Source organism: Prochlorococcus marinus CUG1435, from assembly GCA_017644375.1.
Lineage (GTDB): Bacteria > Cyanobacteriota > Cyanobacteriia > PCC-6307 > Cyanobiaceae > Prochlorococcus_A > Prochlorococcus_A marinus_AH.
In genome coordinates, this window is sequence record JAEPLP010000001.1 from 1,252,013 (window position 1) to 1,277,873 (window position 25,861).

The 25,861-nt window shown below is 30.5% G+C and carries 28 protein-coding genes and 1 tRNA gene; 10 read left to right on the top strand and 19 right to left on the bottom strand.

Annotated features, from left to right (window positions below):
• Position 1: 1 nt before the first annotated feature.
• From JJ844_07050 to JJ844_07090, 9 genes are all read right to left on the bottom strand, one after another.
• Positions 2–202, bottom strand: coding sequence for a hypothetical protein (locus tag JJ844_07050; protein MBO6975431.1), 201 nt, complete (start codon positions 200–202; stop codon positions 2–4).
• 172 nt (positions 203–374) lie between these two features.
• A complete protein-coding gene (locus JJ844_07055; GenBank protein MBO6975432.1) occupies positions 375–1,055 on the bottom strand; it encodes a pectate lyase in 681 nt (226 codons plus the stop codon).
• A 654-nt stretch (positions 1,056–1,709) separates the two neighbouring features.
• Positions 1,710–2,432, bottom strand: a complete 723-nt coding sequence (locus tag JJ844_07060; GenBank protein MBO6975433.1) for a hypothetical protein — start codon at positions 2,430–2,432, stop codon at positions 1,710–1,712.
• A gap of 265 nt (positions 2,433–2,697) precedes the next feature.
• Positions 2,698–3,267 carry a VTT domain-containing protein gene (locus JJ844_07065; GenBank protein MBO6975434.1) on the bottom strand — a complete coding sequence of 190 codons (570 nt, stop codon included), beginning with the start codon at positions 3,265–3,267 and terminating at the stop codon, positions 2,698–2,700.
• A gap of 105 nt (positions 3,268–3,372) precedes the next feature.
• A tRNA-Ser gene (locus JJ844_07070) sits at positions 3,373–3,459 on the bottom strand.
• 118 nt (positions 3,460–3,577) lie between these two features.
• Positions 3,578–4,573 carry a hypothetical protein gene (locus tag JJ844_07075; GenBank protein MBO6975435.1) on the bottom strand — a complete coding sequence of 332 codons (996 nt, stop codon included), beginning with the start codon at positions 4,571–4,573 and terminating at the stop codon, positions 3,578–3,580.
• Between the two features lie 447 nt (positions 4,574–5,020).
• Positions 5,021–5,941, bottom strand: coding sequence for a hypothetical protein (locus JJ844_07080; GenBank protein ID MBO6975436.1), 921 nt, complete (start codon positions 5,939–5,941; stop codon positions 5,021–5,023).
• Positions 5,942–6,088: 147 nt separating this feature from the next.
• Complete coding sequence (locus JJ844_07085; GenBank protein MBO6975437.1) at positions 6,089–6,238, bottom strand: hypothetical protein; 150 nt, start codon at positions 6,236–6,238, stop codon at positions 6,089–6,091.
• 134 nt (positions 6,239–6,372) lie between these two features.
• On the bottom strand, positions 6,373–6,474 hold the full coding sequence (locus JJ844_07090; GenBank protein ID MBO6975438.1) for a DUF4278 domain-containing protein: 102 nt from the start codon (positions 6,472–6,474) through the stop codon (positions 6,373–6,375).
• Positions 6,475–6,780: 306 nt separating this feature from the next.
• Between JJ844_07090 and JJ844_07095 the strand changes: the two genes are divergently transcribed.
• Positions 6,781–6,975 (top strand): hypothetical protein, encoded by a 195-nt coding sequence (locus JJ844_07095; protein ID MBO6975439.1) that lies wholly within the window; start codon positions 6,781–6,783, stop codon positions 6,973–6,975.
• Here JJ844_07095 and JJ844_07100 read toward each other — a convergent pair.
• Positions 6,972–7,238 carry an RNA recognition motif-containing protein gene (locus tag JJ844_07100; protein MBO6975440.1) on the bottom strand — a complete coding sequence of 89 codons (267 nt, stop codon included), beginning with the start codon at positions 7,236–7,238 and terminating at the stop codon, positions 6,972–6,974. The genes JJ844_07095 and JJ844_07100 overlap by 4 nt on opposite strands.
• Positions 7,239–7,327: 89 nt before the next feature.
• Entirely contained in the window at positions 7,328–9,661 is a 2,334-nt protein-coding gene (gene nrdJ / locus JJ844_07105; GenBank protein MBO6975441.1) for a ribonucleoside-triphosphate reductase, adenosylcobalamin-dependent, read from the bottom strand.
• A 134-nt stretch (positions 9,662–9,795) separates the two neighbouring features.
• Here nrdJ and JJ844_07110 point away from each other — a divergent pair, with 134 nt between their 5' ends.
• The 3 genes from JJ844_07110 to JJ844_07120 are packed head-to-tail and all read left to right on the top strand — an operon-like array spanning position 9,796 to position 12,886.
• Entirely contained in the window at positions 9,796–10,491 is a 696-nt protein-coding gene (locus JJ844_07110) for a methyltransferase domain-containing protein (protein ID MBO6975442.1), read from the top strand.
• A gap of 31 nt (positions 10,492–10,522) precedes the next feature.
• A complete protein-coding gene (locus tag JJ844_07115) occupies positions 10,523–12,160 on the top strand; it encodes a peptide chain release factor 3 (protein MBO6975443.1) in 1,638 nt (545 codons plus the stop codon).
• Between the two features lie 51 nt (positions 12,161–12,211).
• The gene (locus JJ844_07120) at positions 12,212–12,886 is read left to right on the top strand and encodes a CPP1-like family protein (protein ID MBO6975444.1); all 675 of its coding nucleotides are present in this window, start codon (positions 12,212–12,214) and stop codon (positions 12,884–12,886) included.
• Here the strand turns inward: JJ844_07120 and hslO are convergent.
• Entirely contained in the window at positions 12,881–13,789 is a 909-nt protein-coding gene (hslO, locus tag JJ844_07125) for an Hsp33 family molecular chaperone HslO (protein MBO6975445.1), read from the bottom strand. The genes JJ844_07120 and hslO overlap by 6 nt on opposite strands.
• Positions 13,779–14,426: an ABC transporter ATP-binding protein gene (locus JJ844_07130; GenBank protein ID MBO6975446.1), complete on the bottom strand. Its 648-nt coding sequence runs from the start codon at positions 14,424–14,426 to the stop codon at positions 13,779–13,781. The genes hslO and JJ844_07130 overlap by 11 nt, the downstream gene beginning before the upstream one ends.
• Before the next feature lie 84 nt (positions 14,427–14,510).
• On the opposite strand from JJ844_07130, the gene JJ844_07135 reads away from it, so the two are divergent.
• From JJ844_07135 to JJ844_07145, 3 genes are read left to right on the top strand one after another with little or no spacing between them, the layout of a single operon-like run.
• A complete protein-coding gene (locus JJ844_07135; protein ID MBO6975447.1) occupies positions 14,511–14,954 on the top strand; it encodes a DUF3531 family protein in 444 nt (147 codons plus the stop codon).
• Between the two features lie 9 nt (positions 14,955–14,963).
• Positions 14,964–15,737, top strand: coding sequence for a 16S rRNA (uracil(1498)-N(3))-methyltransferase (locus JJ844_07140; GenBank protein MBO6975448.1), 774 nt, complete (start codon positions 14,964–14,966; stop codon positions 15,735–15,737).
• A gap of 6 nt (positions 15,738–15,743) precedes the next feature.
• Complete coding sequence (locus JJ844_07145; protein MBO6975449.1) at positions 15,744–16,487, top strand: TIGR00297 family protein; 744 nt, start codon at positions 15,744–15,746, stop codon at positions 16,485–16,487.
• A gap of 16 nt (positions 16,488–16,503) precedes the next feature.
• Here the strand turns inward: JJ844_07145 and JJ844_07150 are convergent, their stop codons facing one another.
• The 5 genes from JJ844_07150 to JJ844_07170 all read right to left on the bottom strand — a co-directional run bounded on the left by JJ844_07150 (position 16,504) and on the right by JJ844_07170 (position 21,524).
• Positions 16,504–17,148: an arylesterase gene (locus JJ844_07150; GenBank protein MBO6975450.1), complete on the bottom strand. Its 645-nt coding sequence runs from the start codon at positions 17,146–17,148 to the stop codon at positions 16,504–16,506.
• A 49-nt stretch (positions 17,149–17,197) separates the two neighbouring features.
• A complete protein-coding gene (locus JJ844_07155) occupies positions 17,198–18,325 on the bottom strand; it encodes a phosphonate ABC transporter (GenBank protein MBO6975451.1) in 1,128 nt (375 codons plus the stop codon).
• A 376-nt stretch (positions 18,326–18,701) separates the two neighbouring features.
• Positions 18,702–19,442 carry an ATP-binding cassette domain-containing protein gene (locus tag JJ844_07160; protein ID MBO6975452.1) on the bottom strand — a complete coding sequence of 247 codons (741 nt, stop codon included), beginning with the start codon at positions 19,440–19,442 and terminating at the stop codon, positions 18,702–18,704.
• The gene (locus JJ844_07165; protein MBO6975453.1) at positions 19,439–20,332 is read right to left on the bottom strand and encodes a putative selenate ABC transporter substrate-binding protein; all 894 of its coding nucleotides are present in this window, start codon (positions 20,330–20,332) and stop codon (positions 19,439–19,441) included. The genes JJ844_07160 and JJ844_07165 overlap by 4 nt, the downstream gene beginning before the upstream one ends.
• A 13-nt stretch (positions 20,333–20,345) precedes the next feature.
• Positions 20,346–21,524, bottom strand: a complete 1,179-nt coding sequence (locus tag JJ844_07170) for a pyridoxal phosphate-dependent aminotransferase (protein ID MBO6975454.1) — start codon at positions 21,522–21,524, stop codon at positions 20,346–20,348.
• Between the two features lie 161 nt (positions 21,525–21,685).
• Between JJ844_07170 and JJ844_07175 the strand changes: the two genes are divergently transcribed.
• From JJ844_07175 to JJ844_07185, 3 genes are read left to right on the top strand one after another with little or no spacing between them, the layout of a single operon-like run.
• The gene (locus tag JJ844_07175) at positions 21,686–22,189 is read left to right on the top strand and encodes a uracil-DNA glycosylase (protein MBO6975455.1); all 504 of its coding nucleotides are present in this window, start codon (positions 21,686–21,688) and stop codon (positions 22,187–22,189) included.
• Positions 22,190–22,224: 35 nt separating this feature from the next.
• Positions 22,225–23,442 carry a (E)-4-hydroxy-3-methylbut-2-enyl-diphosphate synthase gene (gene ispG / locus JJ844_07180; GenBank protein ID MBO6975456.1) on the top strand — a complete coding sequence of 406 codons (1,218 nt, stop codon included), beginning with the start codon at positions 22,225–22,227 and terminating at the stop codon, positions 23,440–23,442.
• Between the two features lie 60 nt (positions 23,443–23,502).
• On the top strand, positions 23,503–24,837 hold the full coding sequence (locus JJ844_07185) for a PDZ domain-containing protein (GenBank protein MBO6975457.1): 1,335 nt from the start codon (positions 23,503–23,505) through the stop codon (positions 24,835–24,837).
• On the opposite strand, the gene nadA is transcribed toward JJ844_07185, so the two are convergent.
• A complete protein-coding gene (nadA, locus tag JJ844_07190; GenBank protein ID MBO6975458.1) occupies positions 24,834–25,748 on the bottom strand; it encodes a quinolinate synthase NadA in 915 nt (304 codons plus the stop codon). The genes JJ844_07185 and nadA overlap by 4 nt on opposite strands.
• Positions 25,749–25,861: the final 113 nt, after the last annotated feature.

Sequence of the window (25,861 nt, forward strand, 5' to 3'; positions counted from 1 at the left end):
GCTAATTAAGGAGAGACAAGTACCATTGTCCTACTACTATAATCAATACTGTAAGAACGAAAGGAAAAGCCGGATATTTTGTTTGGAAATTAGCAGGTGGCCATGGTGACCAAGATATCAATCTTGCCTGAGGATCATTAGAAGAAATTAATTTTTTTGGTTTTGAGGACTTAGTAGTATTATTTGCGAATCCCTTGGACATTATGTTTGATTTAAAAATAAATAATAACAAGAATAAAAAAGAAGAGTGTAAAAATACTAATTGATTTTTTTTATTAGGGATTTATTCCTGCCAATTATTTTACGTGAAAGTTTATGCTGAGCTTGTTTTTTATAGAAGTAATTTTGAATTAAACAAATTAAGTTTTTTAAAATTATTGAGAATTTACTTTAAAAAGTAATTTGAAGTTATTCCAAAAATGTAAAAATATACCAGTTGAAAGTAAAAATTCATAAATTTCTAAATCGTTTCTTATGTGTTCAACTGTAGAAGCCCATGATATCTCGTAATAAAAAATATATAACGCTGTTATCAAGAAAAATAAACTCAATTTTTTGTTGGGGATTGAATTCAAATATGGCCATTTTCTCCAACCTATCCAACCAAATAAAATGCAAATTGCAATCAAAATAGGATCAAGAAAGAAATCATGGAAAAATGGAAGATTATGTAAATTAGTTTCACTTTGAATACTTATTTCTGTTAGAGAATTAATTGAAAAACCTGTGATTCTCTCTCCCCAACTTATTTCCTCAGCAGCAACGATGAAGCAAAAGGCGCTGAGAATTAACCAAATAAACGAATTTATTGTATTTTTAGTTTTACTTTTGAAATAGATTAAAACACCAAATATTGATGAAATTAAGTATTCAAAAAACTGAAGCCATTCCAAAGGACCGTCTTCAATTTTTAATAAGTCAAACCACGTTAAACCTATAATATCCTCCCCATATGGAAAAATATATACAAATCCGTAAATAAAAAGAAGGTAATAAATGGGGAATAAATTTACCTCTGGAGAGATCTCACCCCATGGAGTTTTAATTAATTTCAAATTTAAATGAATATTTTATTAAAAATATTGTATAACAATTCAGAAAAGAGATAATTAAGAAAATATCTTTCTATATACAAAAGTATTTTACGAGTCAAAAATAATTAATAAAAAATGTATTTTATTATGCACTTTGGATAATAAAAAAAAGTGAAAAATAATATGAGTAAGCTCCTACTAATGAATAGACAAATATAATTTTGTTTTTCATATCCGATGATGCAATAAAGTAGCTTCCGATAGAGAAAGGCATAACGGGGAATGTACGTATGATTAAAATAAAAATTGGTTTAAAAGTAATATTTTCAAGAATATGCTTTAGTCGATGATTTCTAATATTTTTTATGAAAGGAATATTTTTTGAAAATATTAAATTTGTTTTTCTGAGTAATAGGATTTGGACAATTCCTAAAATAGATAGAATTGGTGCAAAAGTAATAATATATTTGATCCCGAAAAATTTTATCAATATTAAGTCAAATACAATGGATAACGGTAGTCCTAAAAATATAGAAATAATATTAATTAGTGCTAAATATCTGTATTCGATATTTATTATCAAGTGCTCAAAATTATCGTTATGTTTAAGAAAAAAAGCTAATAAATAAATGCTTGCATAAAAAATAATAAATTTAAATATTGTTGATTTGAAATTTAAATTTTTTCTATACATATTAAATTAAATATCCCCATATTTTTGTCGAAGAAGAATCTTTCAAATTTTCTTATAATTCTAATTAACTTACCAATCCTTGTATTGAAAGAATGTCCCCCACTTAATAAATAAGAAAATGGCATCATGTTCTTTTTTTTAATTATAGAAAACATAGGAAATAATTTTTTGAATTTTTCATAATCCCTTTCAAAAATTATCCAGGAGAGTGCTTGATTTGAGTCTAACAAGGGATCTCTCGATTGAAATTCCCATCCAATTTGTTTTATGTCAAAGGGTTCGTGTCCTACAAATTTGTAGACCAATCTACTCCAGTAATTATTACTTGGTTCAATCATTATTATTCTCCCTCCAGACAAAAGAGACTTTTCTGCTGATTTCAAAAATAATTCAGGGTCGCTTATGTGATGAAAAACATTAACCAAGATTAAATTGGATACTTTATTCTCAAAGTTTTTCCCTATATCCATTGCATTAATTTTGAAATCAGTATTTGAATTTAAAAAAATATCTGTTTTTTTAATGCTTTTATTAACCTGATCTATAAAACTTGCACCGCATCCTAATTCAATATTAATACCATCTATTTTAGAAAGAGACTTTGAAATAAGTTCATACCATTCCCTGTAAAGAAAACCTAAAGCTCTATTTGACTTTTCAAAACCAATTCTATCTTTTGTAATAACTTCACCTTGATTTGGCATGTTTTTGTTAAAGTTCAGGAAATATTTTTTAAAAATTTGAAATGAGTCATAACTTTTAAAGGGTTCTCAAGATTAATTGTGGGATTTTACCTATTGGAAGAAGAAGGTGTGGTTTTAAACAATTGTATGAAATCCTTACATTCACGTTAATTTCCAAATTTAATTGTAACTTAGTAATATAATGAATAATTTTACATTTCAGGGAATATTTGTAACCGAAATGTATTTACTTATGATTTCTATTAATTGTTTATAAAATATAATTCTATTTGACGATATTCCCTATACGGCTAATTAAATTGAATCTCTTAAATAATTTCACAATAATCCTTACAAATAAGAAAGCAATTGATGTGATAGATATAATTGACAAGAATTTGACAATTGACAAATCTATTCCAAATTCAATCAGTATTTGTGATAAGAAATCGACTTTAGTTGCAAAGTAAAAATAAAGTAATTGCCAAGGAAGAATTGCAATATTATTGATTATAAATGTTTTTTTCAAAGGGAAATTAATAAATCCTAAGAAGATATTTAATATTCTCGTGACAAATAAATTAGACAATCTAATTAATAAAATGTCTTTTGTTTTTATTAATTTGTATTTTCTTTTTACCTTAGAAATTTTGTTTCCTAAATTAAAAAGATTGATTTTTTTATTTCTTAATAAACTACCTAAATAGTAATGAATAAAAATTTTTAGATTTGAAGCTACTGTTACAATGACAAATCCATCAACGAAACCGTACTTGGAGTAGTAATAGATTGTTAAAGGAAGAGTAGGGAAAGGTGTTAGTGAGACTAAACAAATTATTAATATTGCATATATCATTGGCTCTTAAAAAATGAGTGATAATTTCACAAAAGAATAAGAAAAGTTAGATGATTCATTCTAAATAATGTTCTGGAAATTAAATTAGTCTCATTTTATGAAAAACGGAGGGGGTGGGATTCGAACCCACGGTGCCCTTGCAGACACGCTAGTTTTCAAGACTAGAGCCTTAAACCACTCGACCACCCCTCCAGGGTTAAATATTTAGTTTTAACTTTTCAAGTATATCAAAAGATGGTTTGATCTTTTAATCTTGTTCGGAACTTGATTTCTAGTTTTCTTACAAATTAAATCTATAACTAAAACGAAATTATTTTTTTGATCCCATAGTTACCATAGTCCTGTAACTTCTAACCGTTAATAGGTACAAATCGATTAAGGAATTTTCTAATTCATAATTATCTATACCTGCAGCTTTTTTCTCTTCTAAGGTTGGTTGCTTTCCTGTCAGCGCATATTTTTCAGATAATTTTCTGGCAATTTTATCATAATCTTTAAAATATAAACCTGCAGCTTTTAACTCTTCAACTAAAGATTCATATTTCTTTTTAAATTCGTTATCTTTTTTTATTACCTCAGTTGTCTCGACTACTGGATTATCTAATTGGTCCCAAAGCCCAAGGATGTAAACTACATTATCTATATTGAAATTGAGAAAATCGTCTATTTTTTTTTGTAAGTTTTTAAGAACTTGTATTTTTGAATTAATCTCATCATACTTTTTAAACCTGTCATCGATACTTTTTGCATTATAGTTTTTAAATTCGTCCTCTAGTTTTACTATTTTTGCTGAAATCTTTGATATAGAGGCAATAGCTAATTTTGCAGTAAATTTTTTGGTTTTATCCTTTAGCCCCTCCGTCATACGAGGCCCCACATCATCTAATTTAGAAATATCTATTTTAACTTTTGGCTTTGCATCCTGAGTTTCTTGAGTCATTGGAGCTAGTGTATTAGGATCGCCACCCATATTTTCCAGTATTGGAGTGAAGTAATCCGGATCAAGCCTTATTATTTTTTTCTCCCATTTCTCAATTTTTTTATCTATTTTTTCGGTAGATTCACCTCTTGCTTCAGCCTCTGCTTTTTTACTTTTAAAATAGCGTAAACTTTTTTCTGCTTTCTTTAGATTATTTTCTCTCTTCTTTTGAATACTCGTACCACTACTTGGACCACCGCAATCACTGCCAGCAAGTAAAAGATTATTATTACTTTTCTCATATAAGTCAAAAATGGCCGAATCAACGTTTGAAGTAATAAAAAGAGAACCTAGAAATAAAGGAAATAAAAGATTTCTTTTTCTCATGAAATTTATATATACATGAAAGTATTATTACTTCGTATAAAAATCTTTGCCATTATTTACTTCCATCCAAAATTCTGAATTTAGAGCCTAAAGACCACTTATAGGAGTCCACTTTTTTAAATATCTCTTAGATCGCTTGCAAATAATTATGTGTAATTTGATGTCTAAAGACTAGAGCCTTAAACCACTCGACCACACCTCCAGGGTTAAATATTTCATTTTAACTTTTCAATTATATCGAAAGATGGTTTGATCTTTTAATCTTTTTCGGAACTTCAATTCTAGTTTTCTTACAAATGAAATCTAAAACTAAACCGCAATTATCTTTTAGCTCCCATTCTTGTTATGTTCCTAAATTGTCTACATCAATCCATTCATACCCAAACCTACAATATAGAGAATATTATTTTTCTAATAATTAAAAAAAAATACTAAGGATTTGTTTTTTTAAAATTTTTCCTCGTTAAAAATACAAAAATCTTCAATTGGGAAAGATGAATCAAAAATTATGTCACCATCTGCAAAATAGTCGTACAAATCTTGACAGCCTTGATTAACGTTACCACTAAGAATTGCAGTAGTAGCAACTAAAGTTTTAATTGAATCTCTTTTTTCTGTTTTTTTATAACCTGAAGCTGCCTTTCTCAAGGATTTATTAGAGTTTTCGTAATCATCAAGATAGTAATAATTTATAGCTAATAATTCATGATGATAGTGATCTTCTGAAGAATTAACTTCATTTTTATTCAATGAACTTTCAAGAGATTTAATTGCTAACTTGTGGTAAGTTTCTGCTCTAGCTTCATTACCATCTTCTTGAGAATCTAATGCTGCTGTAGTGAAATTAAATGATCTAGGTGAAAGTCCCAGTAGTTCAACATATAATCCATCTTCATTGTTATATTCCCCAGACTCTTTTCTTCTTTTATTCTCTTCAGCAATACGTTTATAAGGTTCCCATATTTCTTGCATCATTGAATCAGTTTTCTTCTTTATCTTGGACAATTTCTCTCTATCTAAATTTTTAAAATTCTCAGGGGGTTTCACTCTTTCTTTCTTCGGTGTAAGTTGGTTTATTTTTTTTATATATTTCTCAATTTTTTTATCTATTTCTTCAGTAGATTCACCTTTTAATTCAGCCTCTACTTTTTTACTCTTAAAATACTGTAAACTTTTTTCTGCTCTCTTTAGATTATTTTCTCTTTTCTTTTGAACGCTCGTACCACCACTTGGACCACCGCAATCACTTCCGGCAATTAAGATATTATTATTACGTTTCTCATATAAGTCAAAAACGGCTGAATCAACGTTTGAAGCAATAAAAAGAGAACCTAAAAATAAAGGAAATAAAAGATTTCTTTTTCTCATGAATTTTTTTCTTTAATTCATATATTACTCAATAAAATATTATTAGCATTCAAATATTCTCACCTTAAAATTTATTTCAAAAATAAATTTATAAAAAAAATTAAGAATTTATAATTATCTTTTAAGGTTATTACTTTAAAAATTCAATTATCCAAAATTTACATTCTCTTGAAATAAACCAAATAAGTTGTTACCAACTATGGCAGCGATTATTAAAACGAAGGCAACTATGGCGAAAAGAGCACTTACATCTTTTATGTCATAAGGAGCTTTAAATAAAGGTTTCTGGTCTGCCATAGTTATCAAATATATAAATGCAATTAAATCATATTTGTTTAATGTTTGTGAGAAGTATTAAGTGATTTTTTTGGATTGATTTTGGACATTAAAAAAGCCACTAAAAGTGGCTTTTTTATTTTTGGTTAAATGAACTAGCTTGTATAAGCTTTGCCTCTGTAAGTTAGTTCGTTATGCTGCTTCTTAGCTGCTTCTTTGTTTTGGACGTACTTTTGTCCTCTGTAAATTAGAGTCATTTTTTAAGCTCCGGTTTCGCTTAAGTCCCCGTTCCATGGCTTAAGTCGATTTGCGGCTTGCTAAACGCAAGTTGAACGTTTTGGTAGCGGTTGCTACAAATTTATAATAACATCCAAGAAAATTGTTTGTCTAGATCTTTAATAAATAAACTTAATATATTAATCACAGATTCGGTTTCTACTAGAAATATTTATAAATTATCCTTATGTAATTCCTTGCAGGTTACATTTTGTTCGTTTTTGAGAAGTATTTTTTATTTAATGAACTTTTAAATGTAAAATTTTTAAGATTATAAAATTTGTTTTATGTTTTCTAGAAGCAAAAAACCTACAGTAAAAAAATCTGCAATAGTTGAAGAGACTCCATTATTTGCTCAATTACTACCATTCGCAAATAGAATGAATGATAAGGTTCAATTAGTAAATGCTTTAGCTTTTACTTTTATTATGGGATTCTCAATTTTTGGCATTGCTCTGTGGAAACTTTCAGGGCTTACTTAATTATTTAATTTTTGCAAAGCATTAATTTTTGATTCTTTGTTTTTGATTATTGTTACTAACCACTTAGAGGCAAGTCCCCTGGATATTGATCTATTTTTTAGGAATCTACATATATATATGTGTAGATTTTTTTCATTTTTGGAGTTAAATTTTTCTTCAAAGTCTAATATTTCTTCTTCGGAGGTCCTTTTTCTTAGCTCATCAACTAAAGCATGACTAGAGGAATCATTAAATAAGTTCCCAATATTTAAGCTTAATGTCATAAGTAATTTATGTCCCTATTAAAGAGGTAGCCATAAATTAAATTTTTAAAAACTAATTTCTATTTTTTATTTACAAATAATTTAAAAATTTAATCTTTCGGTTTAGCTAGAGGAAGCAGACACTTATCTGAATCACAACCTGCAGGACCAGCTTCAGATAGTTCTCCTACATCATATTTATTGAGAGCATCGAAGAAGTCATTATTAACTTTCCTCTCAATAACTTTATTTTGCAATGATATATATTCCTTTTTACTTATTGGTTCAAAAGGCAATCTCGGGAAAGTTGCGTTGGCACTAAACCGAGCTAGTAATGCTGCTGAAATATATCCTTCATTATTTTCTATTGCATTATGAATAGCTTTCGCTAAATCCTCGATTTCATTTTCTCTAAATTCAACTGTTGCGGAGGTGTTATGTTCTGTGTAAAACTTCTGTACCTGCATATAAAAATCAAATTGGGCTAATGCTGAGAAATTATTAATGTCTATTTGGTCCGCGCCCTCTATATTTGCCCAGCTAACTTCTGTAGGGATTTCAACTAACCATTCTGTACATCTTGGATCAAATGGATTATCAAGTAAGCACCCATTTTCATCTTTATCAGATTGAGATGGTACAACTGAGTAACCATAATCCATGCAAGCTAAAGCGATAGGATCATTTTTTCTGAAAGTTATTCTTCTAATGAATCTTTGAGCTTTTGGCGGATGCCATCCTGGAGCTGCTCCCGTTAGAAGACTTTTAGTTCCAGCTGGCTGAACTGTTGTACATCTATTTGGTCTCCTTAGATTATGCTTATCACAATATTCCCATACAGTTTCTTTTACTATTTTTCTCCAAGAATCTAAGAATTTAGCTTCCTTTTCTTTGAAGGCCTTCCCTTCTTCGCTATTAGGCCTTCCTGCTTCCCACCATTTCAACCATGGCGTCCCAAAGGCATGGACACAAAAATCAAATAATCCAGTGAAACTTACTCCTACAATAGGATCATATTCCCTACTTTTTCTGTAACGCTCAACTTCAAATTCATGATTAAGTAAGCATGCTACAGAGAGAGCGGCTGCTTTAAAAGCTTTTTTTTGCTCTTCAAAATTTCCCGGATCAATCTGATTTAAATGAACTTCAGCCAAATTGCAGTGGAAATCATTTCCCAAGATCTCTCCACAAGGGTTAAGTCCATATCGGCTCATCCTGTGGTCTAACTCTTCTTCTGAAAAAGGACCATAACTACTATTTATCCAATTTCTCGCTTCATCCTTGCCTTGTTCTGAGTAGATTTCAATAAATTCCTTTCTCAATTCATTATCTTTGAGAATATCTGCATTTGACCTTGCGATTGCTTCTGGAGCAAATTGAATAGCTCCCTCACCTGAATGGAATTGTTTTGTTACTGCATCCAAAACAGTTTGGTAAGTAGGTTTTGTATGGTAAACCCTAGTATGATTGGCCATCCTGAGGGCATCTTTTTCAGGATCTATTCTCCAATTACCATTTTCATCTTGACTCCATAAATTTTCTTTTGCTGATGCTGCTTCCTTATCATCTGAAGAAAATTGTCTCATGCCAGCACTTCTTCTTATATTCCCAGCAACTATGGTTACTGCAGCTTCATCAATTAATAAACAACACTCTACTGTACTTAATTTCCTGCCAATTGCCTTTCCAAGAAGTGATGCGACTCTAGAGTAAAGATCTTTCAATTTGATAGGATTTGCCATGCCACCAAAACCTTTTAATGATTCTCCAGCAGGCCTGATATCTTCCAAATCAATATAAACATCAATTTCTCTTTCAAGACTCTCGTTACTTGATGCCTCAAGAAGATATTTATAGCTATCTACCCATCCTCTTCTGCTATCTCCAACTTTGATATGAAGATCTTTTCCTTTGACTTCTAATGATGACTTTTCTTCTCTTTGATCTTTAGGAGTTATTCCAACTTCACTGACTGATTTAATATTTATTTTGTTAATTACCGTAGGAAGATTATTTATAAAATGAGGCTCAATTATTGCACCTGTTCCACATCCCATCATTGCTAAGTCCATCATTAATGCGAAGGCTTCCCAATCAATTAAGTTTGTTGAGGTACAGTTGTATGCTCCTGAGAAATTTTGGTTCTTATTAATCCAAGGGGTTCCACCTATCCATAACCATCTTCCTGAGGGTTGGGCTTTTTGGTTACTTTGCATCTCTCTCATTAGAATTAGTTCTTCTTCAGAAAGTTTTCCTAATTCTTTTAATCCCGATAAATTCCTTTCGCCTACTTCGCTCCAGTTCTCCCTTTTGCCAGATGTAGTTTTTCTACTATAAGATCTGAAAAAAACTGGATAAGCAGCTGGCGCAGTCTTTGGAAAATCATCTTTCTTTAGATTATTGGAATTGCTCTCCGAAGAAGCTTTATTTGGTGCAATAGTCACGATAAAAAAAACGTATGTAAATAACCCGTACTGGAAGAATAACTCTACCTGTGGCGTCTGCAACTATTCTTACCACTATTTAACGGTTTGTGTAGAATTATGTTTAATATGAAATCTTTGTTTCAAGAAAGGATATGGAAAGAGTCCCCGAACCTGAATTAATGGAAGAAAAAAAGCAGGTCATTTCTTATGACGAAGCTGATTTTTCAGAAGGGGAAGTTAATCTAATTAATCAAATAAATCAATATCTTTTGAAAAAAAATATTTCTTTAGGTGAAAAAGATTTAATAGTTGATTTAGGATGCGGCCCAGGAAATATTTCTGAGAAGTTAGCAATAAAATGGCCTAATACTGAGGTCGTAGGAATAGATGGTTCTAAAGAGATGATTTTGAGAGCAGAATATAATAAAAGTATTTCTACTAGTCAAAAAAAATTAAAAAATTTACGCTACATTTGTTCTGACATAAAAGACATTAAATCGAATAATTTCTTACTTAAAAAAAGGATTAGTTTGCTTGTAAGCAATAGTTTGATACATCACATTACTAATCTTGAGGATTTCTTCAACACCATAAGAAGTTTGTCTAGTGTTTTCACTGTAAATTTTCACAAGGATTTAAAAAGGCCATTAGATGAAAAGTCAGCTTTAGAACTCAAAGCACAATGTTCAAAAAAATATAACGAGATTTTAACAAATGATTATTATGCATCTTTAAGAGCTTCTTATACTTTTAAAGAGTTAAAAAAATTCACTTTAGAGAATGATCTATCCTCTTTAGATGTGTTTGAAGAAGGTGATAATTATTTAATAGTCTATGGTAATGTTTAAGAACTAATTGAAAGGTGCTTATATTATATAAATGAGCTTAGGTACAAAAATTCTAAATAATAAAGAAATACTGGATGCGGTAAATAAAAGAAGAAATTTTGCTATTATTTCCCATCCAGATGCTGGGAAAACGACTCTTACTGAAAAGCTTCTTTTGTATGGAGGCGCCATTCAACAGGCAGGAGCCGTGAAAGCTAGGGGTAATCAGAGAAAAGCTACCTCAGACTGGATGGAACTTGAGAAACAAAGAGGTATTTCTATTACCTCAACTGTATTGCAATTTGAATATGAAAGATCAGTAATCAATCTATTAGATACACCAGGACACCAAGATTTTTCTGAAGATACTTATAGAACATTAGCTGCTGCTGATAATGCAGTTATGTTGGAAGATGCTGCTAAAGGACTAGAACCTCAAACCAGAAAATTGTTTGAAGTTTGCAAGATGCGAAAAATACCAATATTTACTTTCATAAATAAAATGGATAGACCAGGAAGAGATCCATTTTCTTTACTAGATGAAATTGAATCAGAACTTGGACTAAATACTTTACCTATTAACTGGCCAATTGGGAGTGGTGAGGAATTTAGAGGGGTTATTGATAGATTTTCGAGGGAGGTTATTTTATTTGATAAAGCCTTGAGAGGGAAACAATCGAATGAGAAAAGATTAAGTCTTGAAGATAAAGAGCTATCAAAATACGTAGAGAGAGATTTACTCGAAAACTCACTTGAAGAATTGGAGGTCCTTGATGAGGCAGGATCGAAATTTGAAACAGAAAAAGTCTTTAATGGCTCTTTAACCCCAGTTTTCTTTGGATCTGCTATGACAAATTTTGGAGTAAGACCATTTTTAGATAGTTTTTTAAAAATGGCACAAAAACCAACTTCAAGAAATAGTAATAAAGGGGATATTGAACCTGCAAGCGATGAATTTAGTGGATTTGTTTTTAAGCTGCAGGCAAATATGGATCCAAAGCACAGAGATAGGGTTGCTTTTATAAGAGTTTGTAGTGGCAAATTTGAAAAGGATATGTCAGTTAAACATTCCAGAACTGGGAAAACAATCAGATTATCAAGACCACAAAAAATATTTGGGCAAGATAGAGAAGTAGTTGATGATGCCTATCCTGGAGATGTTATTGGTTTAAATAATCCGGGTATGTTTTCTATTGGAGATACTCTTTATACTGGTGCGCATCTGGAATATGAGGGCATACCATCCTTTAGTCCTGAAATATTCAGCTGGCTAAGAAATCCAAATCCCTCAGCATTTAAAAACTTTAGAAAGGGTGTTAATGAACTTCGAGAAGAAGGTGCTGTTCAGATTCTTTATGACTTTGATGAGAGCAAAAGAGACCCTATACTCGCAGCTGTTGGTCAATTGCAGTTGGAGGTAGTAACTCACAGATTAAAAAGTGAATATGGTGTTGATGCAAATCTTGAAGCAATGCCATATCAATTGGCTAGATGGATTTCTGATGGATGGCCAGCCATTGAAAAACTAGGCAGAATATTTAATTGTAAAATAGTTAAAGATTGTTGGAATAGGCCAGTTATTCTTTTCAAAAATGAGTGGAATCTAAATCAATTTGTTGAAGACAATAATCAATTAAATTTAAACAAAGTTGCTCCTGTTGTTAGTGGAGTCGAACCAATTGTTTTATAAAGTCTTAATGGATTATAAAATTAGTTAATCTGTAAGTATTGGTAAAAAATTTTGGATTCAAACAATAGTAAAAACAATAACGAAAAATCACCTTATGAAATTTTAGGTGTAAAAGAAGGCGCTGCTTTTGAAGATATTCAGAAGGCTAGAGATATTAAAGTTAAAGAGGCTGGTGAAGATTTAATTTTAAAAGCGAAAATAGAATCCTCTTTTGATCAATTACTCATGGGTAGTTTGAAAGCCAGGCAATCAGGAAATGTAAGCTATGAAGCTGTGAGTGCCTCAAAAAAAGAAAAACAAATTAATCAATTTACTAATAATAAATTCCCACTTCTTTCTAAGATAAAAAATTTAAATAATAACTCTAACAATTCAAGTCAATATAGTCTGCCAAAAATAACTACCCCCTCATTTGATAATCTTTCAATAAAAATATCTGTTGGGCTATTATTTTTAATTTTATTATTTATCAGTCCAGACTCTAATAATAGACTTTTACTCTCTATCTCAACATTAATACTTACCTATACTCAAATTAAATCAGGGAAAAGATTTATAGGTTCTCTGGGTTGGAGTGTTACCTTTCTCTCGATAGGATTAATATTTGGTGGATTGCTTGAAAATAATTCTTTCATTCAGGAAGTATCAAACAACTCTTTATCAATACAAAAAATTCAAAGTATTCCGGCCATGGTTATTTTATGGCTAGGCGTAATTTTTTTATGATTGATTTTCTACTATAGATTTAATTTCTTCATAATTTATAAGATATTTATTTTTACAAAATTCACAAACCAACTCTGCTTTGCCATCTTTCTTGAGGATGTCCTCTAACTCGCTCTTATCAAGCATTTTCATCGCGTTTAAACTTCTTTGTTTGGAACACTTGCATTTAAAACTCACTTCTTGAGAACGAGCTTTTTCAGAGATTGATTTATCGTCAATATCGGGAAATATATTTCTAATTAAATCAAGAAGGTTATCTTTAGACTTAAATAGATCTTCGCTGAAAGAATTAATTTCTTTGCATCTTTCTTCAAGTAGTGAGACTAGCAGAGGGTCAGTATCTTTTTTAGGTAAAACTTGAGCTAATAAGCCACCACTGCAAATAACACTTTTATTTTGAATTTTTTCTCCAATAAATACAGCAGAGGGAGTTTGCTCTGAATGATACAAATATGAAGCTAAGTCTTCAGCAATATTTCCATTTACTAATTCAACAGTGCTTGTAAAGGGTTCTCCAAATCCACTATCTCTAATTACATTTAAATATCCTGTACCTAATGCTTTTGTAAAATCAAAAGAATATTTATTATTATCTATTTTGACTAGGTCCAATTCTAAATTAGGATCCCCTACATAACCCCTAACTTTCCCGTCTCTACCTGCATCAACTAGTAATCCCTTCAAAGGTCCGTCAGATCTAACTCTTAAAGTGACTCTCCCATGCATTATTTTCATTGAGCTTGCTAAAAGCAGTGAAGCACTAAATGCTCTGCCTAAGATACAGGTGGTTAAGTAAGAAAGGCCATGTCTTTTTTTTGCTTCTAAAGAAGATTCTGTTGTTAAGACCGCAACTAATCTTATTCCTCCATTGGCTGCAGTAGCCCGAACTATCCTATCCTGCATGATTTTCTTTCATAAAATTTTTGATTTTCCCTTTTTCCAAGAATAATATCCTAGAAGGAATTCCCTCAAATAAGGCAGGTTCATGAGTAACAATAATAATTGTATTTTTATTTTTTAAATCAAGAATTAAATTCTTCACATCATTTCTCATTGAATAGTCTAATCCAGCAGTTGGTTCATCAAGTAAAAGAATTGAGGGGTTTCTAAGAAGTTGAACTGCTACAGCTAACCGCCTTTGTTGTCCGCCACTTAGCTGTTCTGGCGGTTGAGTCAGATTAATTTTTTTCAAACCAACTTTATTTAAAACTATTTCTATATTTTTTTCTCTTAAAGATTTATGGCCTATTTTTAATTCTTTACCAATGGTTGTACCTATAAAGTATCTTTCAGGAAATTGGAATACTACTCCACAAAACCATCTTCTTTGTCTAGAAGACAAAATTTTATTCTTCCAAGTAATTTTTCCCTTTTGCGGATTTGTTAATCCGCTTATTATTTCGAGTAGTGTTGTTTTCCCAGAACCACTATTGCCGCAAATTAAAATGATTTCATTTTCATGAACTTTTAAATTTAAATTGTCTATTATTTTTCTTTCACCAGTTTGGGGTTGATAAGATATTTCTTTTAAATCAAGCATTATTAATTAAGTTGTAGGTATGAATTTGAATCTAGTAATAACTTACTTATAATAGCTGTAGATCTTAAAAAGATATTAGTCAATATGAATATTATTTTTAGGGAAGTTGATCCTTTTAATTGTTGGATATGGATCAGGTTTTCAGAATCACCGACTCAAGACGAAAAAAATTATTTAGATGGTGTTTTTGATAGTTGGTACGTTTTAGGAAGGTTAGGTGGATTTAATTCTGAAAATATGCAAACTCATGAAGAGGGTTCCGATCTAAGTTGGATGTCCTATGATAATGACCAAAAAAATGCATCTCTTCCAGCCTTAATGCATAATTTAGGAATTATGGAATATCAAAATCTTTGGGGAAGATGTTGGGTTGATTTTGGAACTTCAGACTCCATTTCAATAGATATATTAATTAATTCTTTGAATGAGATATCAAATAATTATGTAAAAATTGAAGAGTTAATTATTGGGGGTGAAAATAATGATTGGACAGTTGAAGAACATGAAGATTTAGTTTTCAAAGATTAAGTGTTTTAGATGGAAGACTTAACAAGATTAATTATTTCCCATGAAAGAATTGAAAATATTAAGAACAATAATTTAGAACTTTCTAAAGAAGAGGCTCATTATTTAAATAAAGTAATGAGGATAAAAAATGGTAAAAAAATATTTATAGCTAACGGAGAGGGTTCATTATGGAAAGCTATAAAAGTTAAAAATGATTGCTTAGAAATAATTAAATCAAAAAAACCTTACTTATCTCAAGAACAAGAAATTCACTTATTAGGAATAGCTGTTGTTATACCAAAAAGTGGTTTTGAGGATATTTTAAAAATGTGTACTGAAATAGGAATTGATTATATACAGCCATTATTTTCAGAAAGACAGGTAAACAAAAATTTAAATTTTTCTAGAAAACTTTTGAGATGGAATTTAATTATCAATGAAGCTGTTGAGCAAAGTGAGAGATTATGGAAACCATTTATTTTAAATGGAATGGATATTATTGAATGGCTAAAAAGTAGAGATAATCAAGAAAGAGTTTCAATTTCTATAACTAGAGAAGAAACACTATATGACTTAAATCAATGGTTAAGAAAACAACAAGAATTTGTAAATAAAAAAGGAGGTATTTTTTGGAATGTAATTGGTCCTGAAGGAGGTTGGTCCGCTAAAGAAATTGATTTTTTTAAAAAAAATAATATTACCTTTGTTAAGCTTTCCGAAACTATCTTGAGAACTTCAACAGCTAGTATTAACGCATCATCAATTCTAAATCAGTGGAGAATTGATTTGAAATTAAAGAATTAGATAAATATGGATTTAATTAGAAATCAATTTTTTATAGGTTTTTGCATTAATTTTATTTTGATTTATATATTTTGCAGGATTCCTTTGATGACAAAAAGTGGTTGGGTAAGTGCAGGAATCTTAGGAACAATTTTGTGGGGATGTTTGTCTTGGCAGGGATGGATGGCAGTTGTAATTTATTTATTATTTGGATCTCTCGTTACCAAAATAGGTTTTAAATTTAAAAAAGAACAAGGAATTGCTGAAAAAAGAGGCGGGAGGAGAGGTCCTGAGAATGTATGGGGCTCAGCAGCTACAGGATTATTTCTTGCCATTATGACCAAATTTAATGCTGCCAATGTAGTGATGTTTAAAGTAGGTTTTGCTGCAAGCTTTGCTGCAAAGTTGGCGGATACTTTTGGCAGCGAAATTGGAAAAAGATATGGTAAAGACACATACTTAATTACTTCACTTAAAAAGGTGGATAGGGGAACTGAAGGAGGAATAAGTATAGAAGGAACATTAGCTAGTGTTTTGGGATCAATATTTATGGCTTTTATAATGCTTCGGCTATCAATTATTTCTACAAAATATCATTTTATAGTTGTTGTAGTTTCAGGATTCTTGGCAACACTCTCTGAAAGTATTATTGGTGCTAAATATCAAAACAAATATAAATTAAGTAATGAATTGGTAAATGCTATTCAGACAAGTATTGCTTCTGTTTTTGCTATCTTTGCCCTTATTTTATATTCATATTTTTTAAATTAATAATATTTGGAAAGACCTAAGATTCCTTCCATTTTGTAAGAATCTCCCAGCTTTTAAGTCTTTGGAAAAGCCAGAAATGACCTTCGGAATTTAGATGAATTCCATCATGCGTAATCCAATTTTTACTCCTTTTATCAGAGTACATTTCTCTAAAAGTAGGAAGAAATGGGACATTCTGATTGAGGCATACTTCCTCCATTCTCCTTTCATAAGAATTACAAAAATCATTTGAGTACCATAGACATCCTGCGAAAGGCATTTTGCTTTCGTCAACTGGTGTCAAACCAATAACAAATACATTTGTTTGAGATTTCATTTCATTAATTAGCCTCTCTAATCCATATTCAAATCCATCTATATCTAATTGATGCCTTCCATTTATCTGACCAATTGCTGCAGTGTCGTTAAGACCTACATTTAGTAGGATTGCTTTAGGTTTATTTCTTCTCGTTTCTCCTCTAGATGACCATTCTTTTTCCCATCTAGATGAAACTTTTTCTATCCCATCTCCCCTAACGCCAAGTTGATAAATAACTGGCCCATTTTGGTTGTTGCACCAATCTTTTCTAAGCCTCTCACACCATCCGCCACCCTCATTATCTCCCCATCCATAAACTGAGCTATCTCCAATTACAACTAGCTGTTTTGGTAAACTAATCACTATAACCGGAAAAAAATAATTACTTGATTTAACAAATTATCCTTACAAATCAAGTTAAACTATTTTTGATTTTACCATTTATTAATTCGCCAACTATTGCAATGGAGCTATAAGCTATCAAAACTATGGTGACTTCTTGCCATGCGAAGGAACTTAGTGATTCTTGCAATTGCCAACCTAGACCAACACTTCCAATGACACCAACAATTGCAGTTTCTCTAATAATGATGTCAGATCTATAAGCGCAATATGCTAAGTAACTTTTTGCTTGTTGAGAAAATAAACCTAAAAGCCAACTAGTCTTTTTTGAGATTCCTAGAGATTTCATTGCAATATAATTTCTCCTATCTTGGGTTTCTAGATTTGTAAAAAGTAATTTGCTTGTAATACCAGCGTTGTGAAGACCTAATGTTAAAGCTGCTAAAGATAAAGAAGGATTATTAAAAGTTAATAGAGTTAGAAGTATTACAGGTGTAGGTATTAAACGTAACAAAAATGCAAAAATTTTTATAAAAATTTTAGAACTATTGTTGTTAAAAATTCCTATTACTAATGGAGGTAAACTAATTGCGATTCCTGTTGATAAAAGACTTAAAATTATTGTTTCTAATATAACTTTCAAGAAATCAAATAATCCTAAATCTGAGCTTGATTTAAATAGAGAACTAATAGAATTAAAATTTTCAAAATTATTCAAAATAAAATAAAGAAAATATGGAAAAGAAAATAAAATTGTTATGAAAAAAACTGCAATGAAAAAAATAGATAGGATTTTATTTGTAGTATTAAATTTTATTTTTTTGAATATTAATCCGGAAAGAATTATCAAAATTGCTAAGGACCATAAATAAGTCCATAACTCTCTAAAATTCAAAGTTTGGAAAGATAAAAAAATACTGGTACCTATTCCTCCAATCCCAAAAAGTCCTAAAATCACCGTACTTCTTATTGAACATTCTAATCGATATAAACCAAAGTTTTTAAATGTATTTATTATTGGATTCCATCCTATAGTTAATAAAGAAGAAAATTTAGGTGCATTTATTTGATTTATAGATTCAAAACTTTTGTAGTCAATAGTTTCTAATTGTTCTGCAAAAACTTTTGAATTTACAGCAATATAAGGTATACATATAGCTATTATTCCTATCGAAAAATTTATTCCATATATTTGCATTAATATTATTCCCCAAACCACTTCGTGTATAGATCTAATTATTGTTAGAAAAAACCTTATTATGCGATAGAAAAAATTTGGAATATTAAAGATTTTATAAAAAATATTTGAGGAAATTATTCCAAAAATTGCTCCAAAAATAATACTTACTAACCAACTAAAAAAACCAATTAAAATAGTTTCATTTAATCGCTTAATTACGGTAATAATAATTTCATTATCGATCTTGGGATTAAATGCAGAAATTAAGAATTCTTGGAATAATTTAAATCCTCCAAAATGAATATTGTTTATTAATTGATACCCTAGAGGTATGCATACCAAAATTGGAAGAAAAGATAATGAGGTATAGTTTAATTTTAATTTGTTCAACTAATTAATATATTTTGTCTAAATGAAGCTTCTTTAAGTTATTTCTTTTAATATTGAAAAAAATTTTACCATCCCTTATTCCAATAACTTTATCGAAATCGTTCAGCAAATCTAATCTATGTAATGCAACTAATGCGGTCTTTGGGGATATTTTTGTGTTATTTTTATCTCCATTTTCTAGCAGAAGGTTTTTAATTGTTGTTATTAATTTGGGATCTAAATTATTAAAAGGCTCATCTGCAAGTAATATATTTGATCCTTGAATTAATGATCTAGCTATAGCCACCCTTTGTTTTTGCCCCCCAGATAGTTTTCCGATTTTTTTGTCGTAAATAGAATTATGAAGTCTACATAATTGCATATATTTATGTGCCTTCTTAAAAGAACTTATATTTAGCAAATTTTTAAAAGCGAAATAAAAATTGTTTTCCGCTAGTAGTCCACAATTAACATTTTGTTCTGCAGAGAGATCTTCTATTAATCTTAAATCTTGCCAAATAGTTGTTATCTTACTTTTCTGCTTTCTATCTAATTCCTCGAAACTTTTACTGAATAATTTAACCTCACCATGAGTTGGCTTGATAGTGCCATTAAGAACGGATATAAGTGTAGTTTTTCCTGAACCGCTTTTACCTAAAAGTGCAATCTTCTCCCCTGAATTTATTTTCAAATTAACTTTATTAAGAATCAGATTATTTTTGTATTTATAAGATATATTTTTTAATTCTAAGAGAGTATTATTCATCTAATTTTATTCAATTTCCTCCCTATTTCCTCTATATTTTTATACTGTTTTGCTTCTGCATTTATAAATCTTTTTGCATTGAACATATCTAAAACCTTTTTATGTGATTTTTGATTTATATCTAAATTTAGAATTACTGATTTAAGTTCTTTTGTAAACCCTTCACCGAATCTATTTTCAAGATCCCCTTGAGCAATCCAATGATAGTCAACATATTCTGGGGTGATCCAGAATAATTCTAAATTACTTGTTCTTTTGGGATTATTTTTAAGAGTGTTTTCCCAAACTTGTTTATTTAAAGCTCCAGCATCAAATGCCCCACTATTAACTAAAGCTATAGTGGCATCATGACTCCCACTAAAACCTGCTTTTTTCCCTTTGAAGTGTTTAATTTCTAGCCCTGCTCGATTTAAAAAATATTCTGGCATTAATCTTCCAGAAGTTGAGTTTTCAGAGCCAAAAGTAAATCTCAAATTCTTTAGTTTTTTAAGTTCTTTAATGTTTGAAATTGGGTTAAGTTCTAAATTTTTGTTTACTATAAAAACAGTTTTAAATTCCTTATCGATATCTCTTTGAGCTATGACAATTGAATTAGGAGTTTGTAGTCTGGCTTGAACTCCTGATAAACCGCCAAACCAAACTAAATCTAAATCTTTAGTTCTAAATCCAGTTACTGCTGCAACATAATTAATAACAGGAATGTATTTAACTTCTACATCAAGTTGTTTGGATAATTCTTTTGAAAATAAATTAAATCTTTTGTCCAAAACATCTTGGTTTTGATCAGGTATTGCTCCAACTTTTAAAACTTTAGGATTTGAAAATACAGGTGATGAAAAAATAGAAAATAATAGAGATGAACTTAGTAGGAAATTTTTTAAATTAAACATAACTTGGTTTCAATTAATAGTTTTCAGATATTGCTTTTTCAATTCTTTCTAGTCCATCTTTTATTTTGATCTCTGAAGCTGCACAAGATATCCTAATACATTGATCAGCCCCAAAAGCTTTTCCGGGTACGACAACTAAACCGTAATCTTGAAGAGCTTTATTGCAGAAATCAATAGAAGTAATTGAGGAATTAGGTAATTTTGGAAATGCATAAAATGCTCCTTTAGGTTCTTCAATATAAATCCCATTTATATTCTTAAGGCCTTCATAAAGAAGACTTCTTCTTTGATCATAATGGCTATTTATCTTTGTGAAGAACTCATTATTAATTTTTAAAGCTTCTAAAGCACCTTTTTGAACAAAAGAACAAACATTACTTGTACTTTGACTTTGTAATGCTGAGGATGCTTTGATTACATCTTTGTGACCTACTAAATAACCTATCCTCCAGCCAGTCATAGCCCATCCTTTCGCAAACCCATTTATCATAAAAATCCTATCTTTTAAGTCATTTGCTAGTGAGGATAAACTGTAGTGTTTAAATTCTTTTTTATGGATTAGTTCGTAAATCTCATCAGAAAGAATATTGATGTTGGGATTTTCTCTAGCTAAATCGGCAATCTGCAATAATTCTTCCTTTGACATAACTCTTCCAGTAGGGTTATTAGGAGAATTGATAATTATAAATTTAGTTTTTGGAGAGATTTTAGACTTCAAATCTTCTATATTTATTTTGAATCCATCTTCTGCAGAAGAATTTGTAAAAATTGGCTTCCCACCCGCCAATCTAACTATCTGGGGATAACTTAACCAATATGGAGAAGGAATAATAACTTCGTCTCCAGTATTTAAAAAGACTTGGAAAAGATTATATATTGCTTGCTTAGCACCATTCGTGACCATTACATTTTCAAATTCATAATTTAAATCGTTTTGAATTTGAAGTTTATTTGCAATTGCTTTTCGGAGATCTAAATTCCCTGCTGCGGGACCGTACTTTGTGAATCCATCAAATATAGCTTTACTTGTAGCCTCTATAACTTCTTTGGGGGCATCAAAATCAGGTTCTCCTGCACTTAAATTGCAAATATCTACTCCTTCTGCAGATAATTGATTTGCTTTAGCACTTATCTGCAATGTAAGAGAAGGCTCAATTGAAAGTGCCCTATCAGATAAATTAACTTGAATCATTGACTTATGACTTTTCAAATATGACTTTTAATAAAGACAAATGCATAAATTAAGAATAAATAAAACTATCACATTATGGTTTAATTTAGTTCATTTTCTTAATCTATTTTATTTTCATGTTTTGAGTTCTTAAGATAAATATATTTAAAGTTTTATTTTCGGTGAAAAGGTTAGTAATTGGGAGAGGAAGTGTATTTGCAGATTTATTAATAATTGGTGAGGCACCTGGAGCACAGGAAGATTTAGAAGGAAAACCTTATGTAGGTAAATCTGGTAAGCTATTAAACGAATTATTAATACAAGCTGGGATTGACTATAAGAAGGATGTTTATTTTTGTAATGTAATTAAATGTCGTCCACCAAATAATAGAAAACCCACTGCTAGAGAAATTAATATTCATAAACCTTGGATATTACAGCAAATAAAGCTAGTTGATCCAAAATTTATATTACTTACTGGTTCAACTGCTATGAGAGCTATTTTAGAAGTTAAAGATCCTATAAGTAATTTAAGAGGTCGATGGATTAAAAAAGATGGGAGAGAAATTATGGTAATTTTTCATCCATCTTATTTGTTGAGATTTCCTTCAAAAGAAATCAATAAACCTTACCATCTAACTTTGAAAGACCTTGAGAATGTAAGTGGTAAACTATATGCCGTATAATTTAGTGAAATCCTTTTTGAATATCAAGAATTTTAATGTCATTAACTCAATCAAAAGAGGTTAATAGTCTCTCCAAAAGATATTCAACTCATATTGAGAGAAGGATAACTAGAACAGTAATGGTAGGTGATGTAGCTATTGGAAGTGATTATCCAGTAAGAGTTCAATCGATGATAAATGAAGATACGATGGATGTCGAGAATGCTTACTTAGCTATCAAAAGACTTCATGATGTGGGTTGTGAAATAGTAAGGTTGACTGTCCCTTCCTTAGCACATGCCAAAGCGGTAGGAGATATAAAAGCAAAATTACTAGAAAATAATATAAATACCCCCTTGGTGGCTGATGTTCACCATAATGGTATGAAAATTGCAATGGAAGTTGCAAAACATGTCGATAAAGTAAGAATTAATCCTGGATTGTTTGTTTTTGAAAAATCAGACCCTACAAGAACTGAATATACAGATGAGGAATTTGAAACTATTAAGCAAACAATACTTAAAAGATTTACCCCTTTAGTTGAAGTTTTAAAGGCTGAAAACAAAGCTCTAAGGATTGGAGTTAATCATGGGTCTCTATCTGAGAGGATGCTTTTTACTTATGGTGATACGCCATTGGGAATGACAGAATCTGCGATGGAGTTCGTCAAAATTTGTGATGAGCTTGATTTTCATAACATAATTATTTCTATGAAAGCTTCTAGAGCTCCGGTTATGATGGCAGCTTACAGAATGATTGCAGATAGGCTTGACTCAGAAGGATATAACTATCCCTTACATTTAGGAGTGACCGAAGCTGGTGATGGTGATTATGGAAGGATTAAAAGTACTGCTGGAATTGGAACGCTTTTAGCAGAGGGATTAGGAGATACCATCAGGGTTTCCTTAACAGAAGCCCCAGAGAAGGAAATTCCAGTGTGCTATTCAATTTTGCAATCTTTAGGATTAAGAAAAACAATGGTTGAATACATCAGTTGCCCTAGTTGTGGGAGAACACTTTTCAATCTAGAAGAAGTTGTTGATAAAGTTAGGAACGCCACCTCACATTTAACGGGTCTGGATATAGCAATAATGGGATGTATTGTTAATGGGCCAGGAGAAATGGCAGATGCTGATTATGGTTATGTTGGGAAAGGTAAAGGAACTATTGCCTTATATAGAAGGAAAGAAGAGATAAAAAGAGTACCTGAAGATGAGGGGGTTAATGCTTTAATCCAACTTATTAAAGATGATGGGAAGTGGATTGATCCTTAAGGATTTGTCAAATTTTGAACATATATATAAATTCTTTTTATAATGTAAAAAATAAATTCTTTGAAGTTAAAAAAATTGCTTAAAAAAAACTTTATAATTTTATTTGCGACAAGCTTTTCAGCGATTTTTTGTAATAATTTTGCAGAAGCAACAGTTTTAAATAATAGTTATAAAGAAGTAATTGATCATGTTTGGCAAATTGTATATAGAGATTTTCTTGATTCAAGTGGTAAATTCCAAAAGTCAAATTGGATTAAGATAAGAAAAGAATTTTTATCAAAAACATACTCAGATAGTAATGAAGCATATGACGCGATTAGAGATATGCTATCGAACTTAGATGATTCTTATACAAGATTTTTAGAACCAAAGGAATTTAATCAAATGAGAATAGATACTTCTGGAGAATTAACTGGAGTTGGTATTCAAATTGTTAAAGATAAAGAATCTGATGTTTTAATTATTATTTCCCCTATAGAGGACACACCTGCTTTTAATGCTGGAATTAAGGCTCAAGACAAAATCTTATCTATAGATGATATTTCTACGAAAGGGATGAATATAGATGATGCCGTGAAATTAATAAGAGGACAAAGAGGTACTAAAGTAAAGCTTGAAATTCTTAGAGGTTCTAAAACTTTTTTTAAGGTTTTATCAAGAGAAAAGATTGAAATAAAAACTGTTTCAAGTAAAGTCAATGAAACCAAAAATGGCTTACTAATTGGTTATGTAAGGATTAAACAATTTAACGCAAATGCATCCAGAGAGACCAGAGAAGCTATTAAGAATTTAGAAACAAAAAAAGTCGCAGGATATGTTCTTGACTTAAGAAGTAATCCTGGAGGTTTATTAGAATCAAGTATTGATATCTCTAGGCACTTCATTAACAAAGGAGTAATAGTTAGTACCTTGAGTAAAGATGGTTTAAAAGAAACAAAAAGAGGAAATGGTCAGGCTCTAACAAAAAAACCTTTAGTTGTCCTAGTTAATGAGGGATCAGCCAGTGCTAGTGAAATAGTTTCTGGTGCAATAAAAGATAATAAAAGAGGAAAATTAGTAGGGAAAAAAACTTTTGGAAAAGGTCTAGTTCAATCTATGAGAACTTTAGTTGATGGTTCTGGGTTAACTGTTACGGTAGCAAAGTATTTAACTCCGAACGGTACTGATATAAATAAATCTGGAATTGCTCCAGATATTGAAGTAAAAATGAATATCAACCCTATTCTTCAAAGAGAGATTGGAACTAGAAAAGATAAACAATATAAAGCAGGCGAAAAAGAGCTCATTAATATAATTAAAAGGAAAAATCAGATAGGCCAGTTTAACCCTGCTACTACAAATCTGAATGCATTCCTAAAAATTAAGAAGGGAAAAGAATTGTTTTCATTAAATTAATTACTCATATCCAACATTCTCTTTATTGGTATATAGGCTTTTTTTATAATTTCTGGGTCAAGTTCGATAGAAGGGGAATTATGTTTCAAGCAATCGAGGATTTTTTTTAAAGTATTTAATTTCATATATGGACACTCATTACATTTACAACCTTCTATATCTGGTACTTCAATAAAAATTTTGTTAGGTTGTTTCTTCTTCATTTGATGTATGATTCCGGGTTCAGTTAATACCATGAAGGTTGTCGATGGATCTTTACTTACGAAATCAAGCAGTTTACTTGTTGATCCAATAAAGTCCGATAGAAGTAGTAAATTTTGACTACATTCAGGATGAGCAATTACTTTTGATCCTGGATTCTGGTATTTTAGTTTTAGTAGTGCTTCTTCACTAAATGATTCATGAACAATACAGCTGCCAGGCCATAATTTAAGATCTCTTCCTGAATTTTTTTGTACCCATCTCCCAAGATTCTGATCTGGTGCAAATATTATCTTTTTATCTTCAGGTATCTTTTTAATTAACGAGACTGCATTACTGCTTGTACATATCAGATCACTTTGAGCTTTTACTTCCGCAGTACAATTGATATAACTTACGACATAGTGATCTGGATTTTCTTCCCTGAACTTTTGAAATTTATCTGAGGGACAATCGTCTGCTAATGAGCATCCTGCGTCAATATCTGGTAATAGGACTGTTTTATTAGGGCTAAGTATTTTTGCGGTTTCGGCCATAAAGTGCACACCGCAAAAAATTATTATATCTGCATTATTATTTGCAGCTTTCCTAGATAGATCTAATGAATCGCCAATAAAATCTGCAATTTCCTGAATCTCTGGAGCTTGATAATAGTGCGCAAGAATAATTGCATTAGCTTTTTTGCAACGCTCCTTTATTTCAGAAATCAAATCCTCTTCATTTTGAACTGATTTCTGTTTTGAAGTAGAAGTTATACTGATCAGGATTTAGAATATCTCTAAATAGATTATATGCCTTTAAACAGAAAAAATTCTGACAAATT

What these genes read in the sequence shown, in the direction of transcription:
- JJ844_07050 (MBO6975431.1), bottom strand. Translation starts at nt 202, where the DNA reads ATGTCCAAGGGATTCGCAAATAATACTACTAAGTCCTCAAAACCAAAA.
- JJ844_07060 (MBO6975433.1), bottom strand. Translation starts at nt 2,432, where the DNA reads ATGCCAAATCAAGGTGAAGTTATTACAAAAGATAGAATTGGTTTTGAA.
- JJ844_07065 (MBO6975434.1), bottom strand. Translation starts at nt 3,267, where the DNA reads ATGATATATGCAATATTAATAATTTGTTTAGTCTCACTAACACCTTTC.
- JJ844_07075 (MBO6975435.1), bottom strand. Translation starts at nt 4,573, where the DNA reads ATGAGAAAAAGAAATCTTTTATTTCCTTTATTTCTAGGTTCTCTTTTT.
- JJ844_07080 (MBO6975436.1), bottom strand. Translation starts at nt 5,941, where the DNA reads ATGAGAAAAAGAAATCTTTTATTTCCTTTATTTTTAGGTTCTCTTTTT.
- JJ844_07085 (MBO6975437.1), bottom strand. Translation starts at nt 6,238, where the DNA reads ATGGCAGACCAGAAACCTTTATTTAAAGCTCCTTATGACATAAAAGAT.
- JJ844_07090 (MBO6975438.1), bottom strand. Translation starts at nt 6,474, where the DNA reads ATGACTCTAATTTACAGAGGACAAAAGTACGTCCAAAACAAAGAAGCA.
- JJ844_07095 (MBO6975439.1), top strand. Translation starts at nt 6,781, where the DNA reads ATGTTTTCTAGAAGCAAAAAACCTACAGTAAAAAAATCTGCAATAGTT.
- JJ844_07100 (MBO6975440.1), bottom strand. Translation starts at nt 7,238, where the DNA reads ATGACATTAAGCTTAAATATTGGGAACTTATTTAATGATTCCTCTAGT.
- JJ844_07110 (MBO6975442.1), top strand. Translation starts at nt 9,796, where the DNA reads ATGGAAAGAGTCCCCGAACCTGAATTAATGGAAGAAAAAAAGCAGGTC.
- JJ844_07115 (MBO6975443.1), top strand. Translation starts at nt 10,523, where the DNA reads ATGAGCTTAGGTACAAAAATTCTAAATAATAAAGAAATACTGGATGCG.
- hslO (MBO6975445.1), bottom strand. Translation starts at nt 13,789, where the DNA reads ATGCAGGATAGGATAGTTCGGGCTACTGCAGCCAATGGAGGAATAAGA.
- JJ844_07130 (MBO6975446.1), bottom strand. Translation starts at nt 14,426, where the DNA reads ATGCTTGATTTAAAAGAAATATCTTATCAACCCCAAACTGGTGAAAGA.
- JJ844_07135 (MBO6975447.1), top strand. Translation starts at nt 14,511, where the DNA reads ATGAATATTATTTTTAGGGAAGTTGATCCTTTTAATTGTTGGATATGG.
- JJ844_07140 (MBO6975448.1), top strand. Translation starts at nt 14,964, where the DNA reads ATGGAAGACTTAACAAGATTAATTATTTCCCATGAAAGAATTGAAAAT.
- JJ844_07145 (MBO6975449.1), top strand. Translation starts at nt 15,744, where the DNA reads ATGGATTTAATTAGAAATCAATTTTTTATAGGTTTTTGCATTAATTTT.
- JJ844_07155 (MBO6975451.1), bottom strand. Translation starts at nt 18,325, where the DNA reads ATGCAAATATATGGAATAAATTTTTCGATAGGAATAATAGCTATATGT.
- JJ844_07160 (MBO6975452.1), bottom strand. Translation starts at nt 19,442, where the DNA reads ATGAATAATACTCTCTTAGAATTAAAAAATATATCTTATAAATACAAA.
- JJ844_07165 (MBO6975453.1), bottom strand. Translation starts at nt 20,332, where the DNA reads ATGTTTAATTTAAAAAATTTCCTACTAAGTTCATCTCTATTATTTTCT.
- JJ844_07170 (MBO6975454.1), bottom strand. Translation starts at nt 21,524, where the DNA reads ATGATTCAAGTTAATTTATCTGATAGGGCACTTTCAATTGAGCCTTCT.
- ispG (MBO6975456.1), top strand. Translation starts at nt 22,225, where the DNA reads ATGTCATTAACTCAATCAAAAGAGGTTAATAGTCTCTCCAAAAGATAT.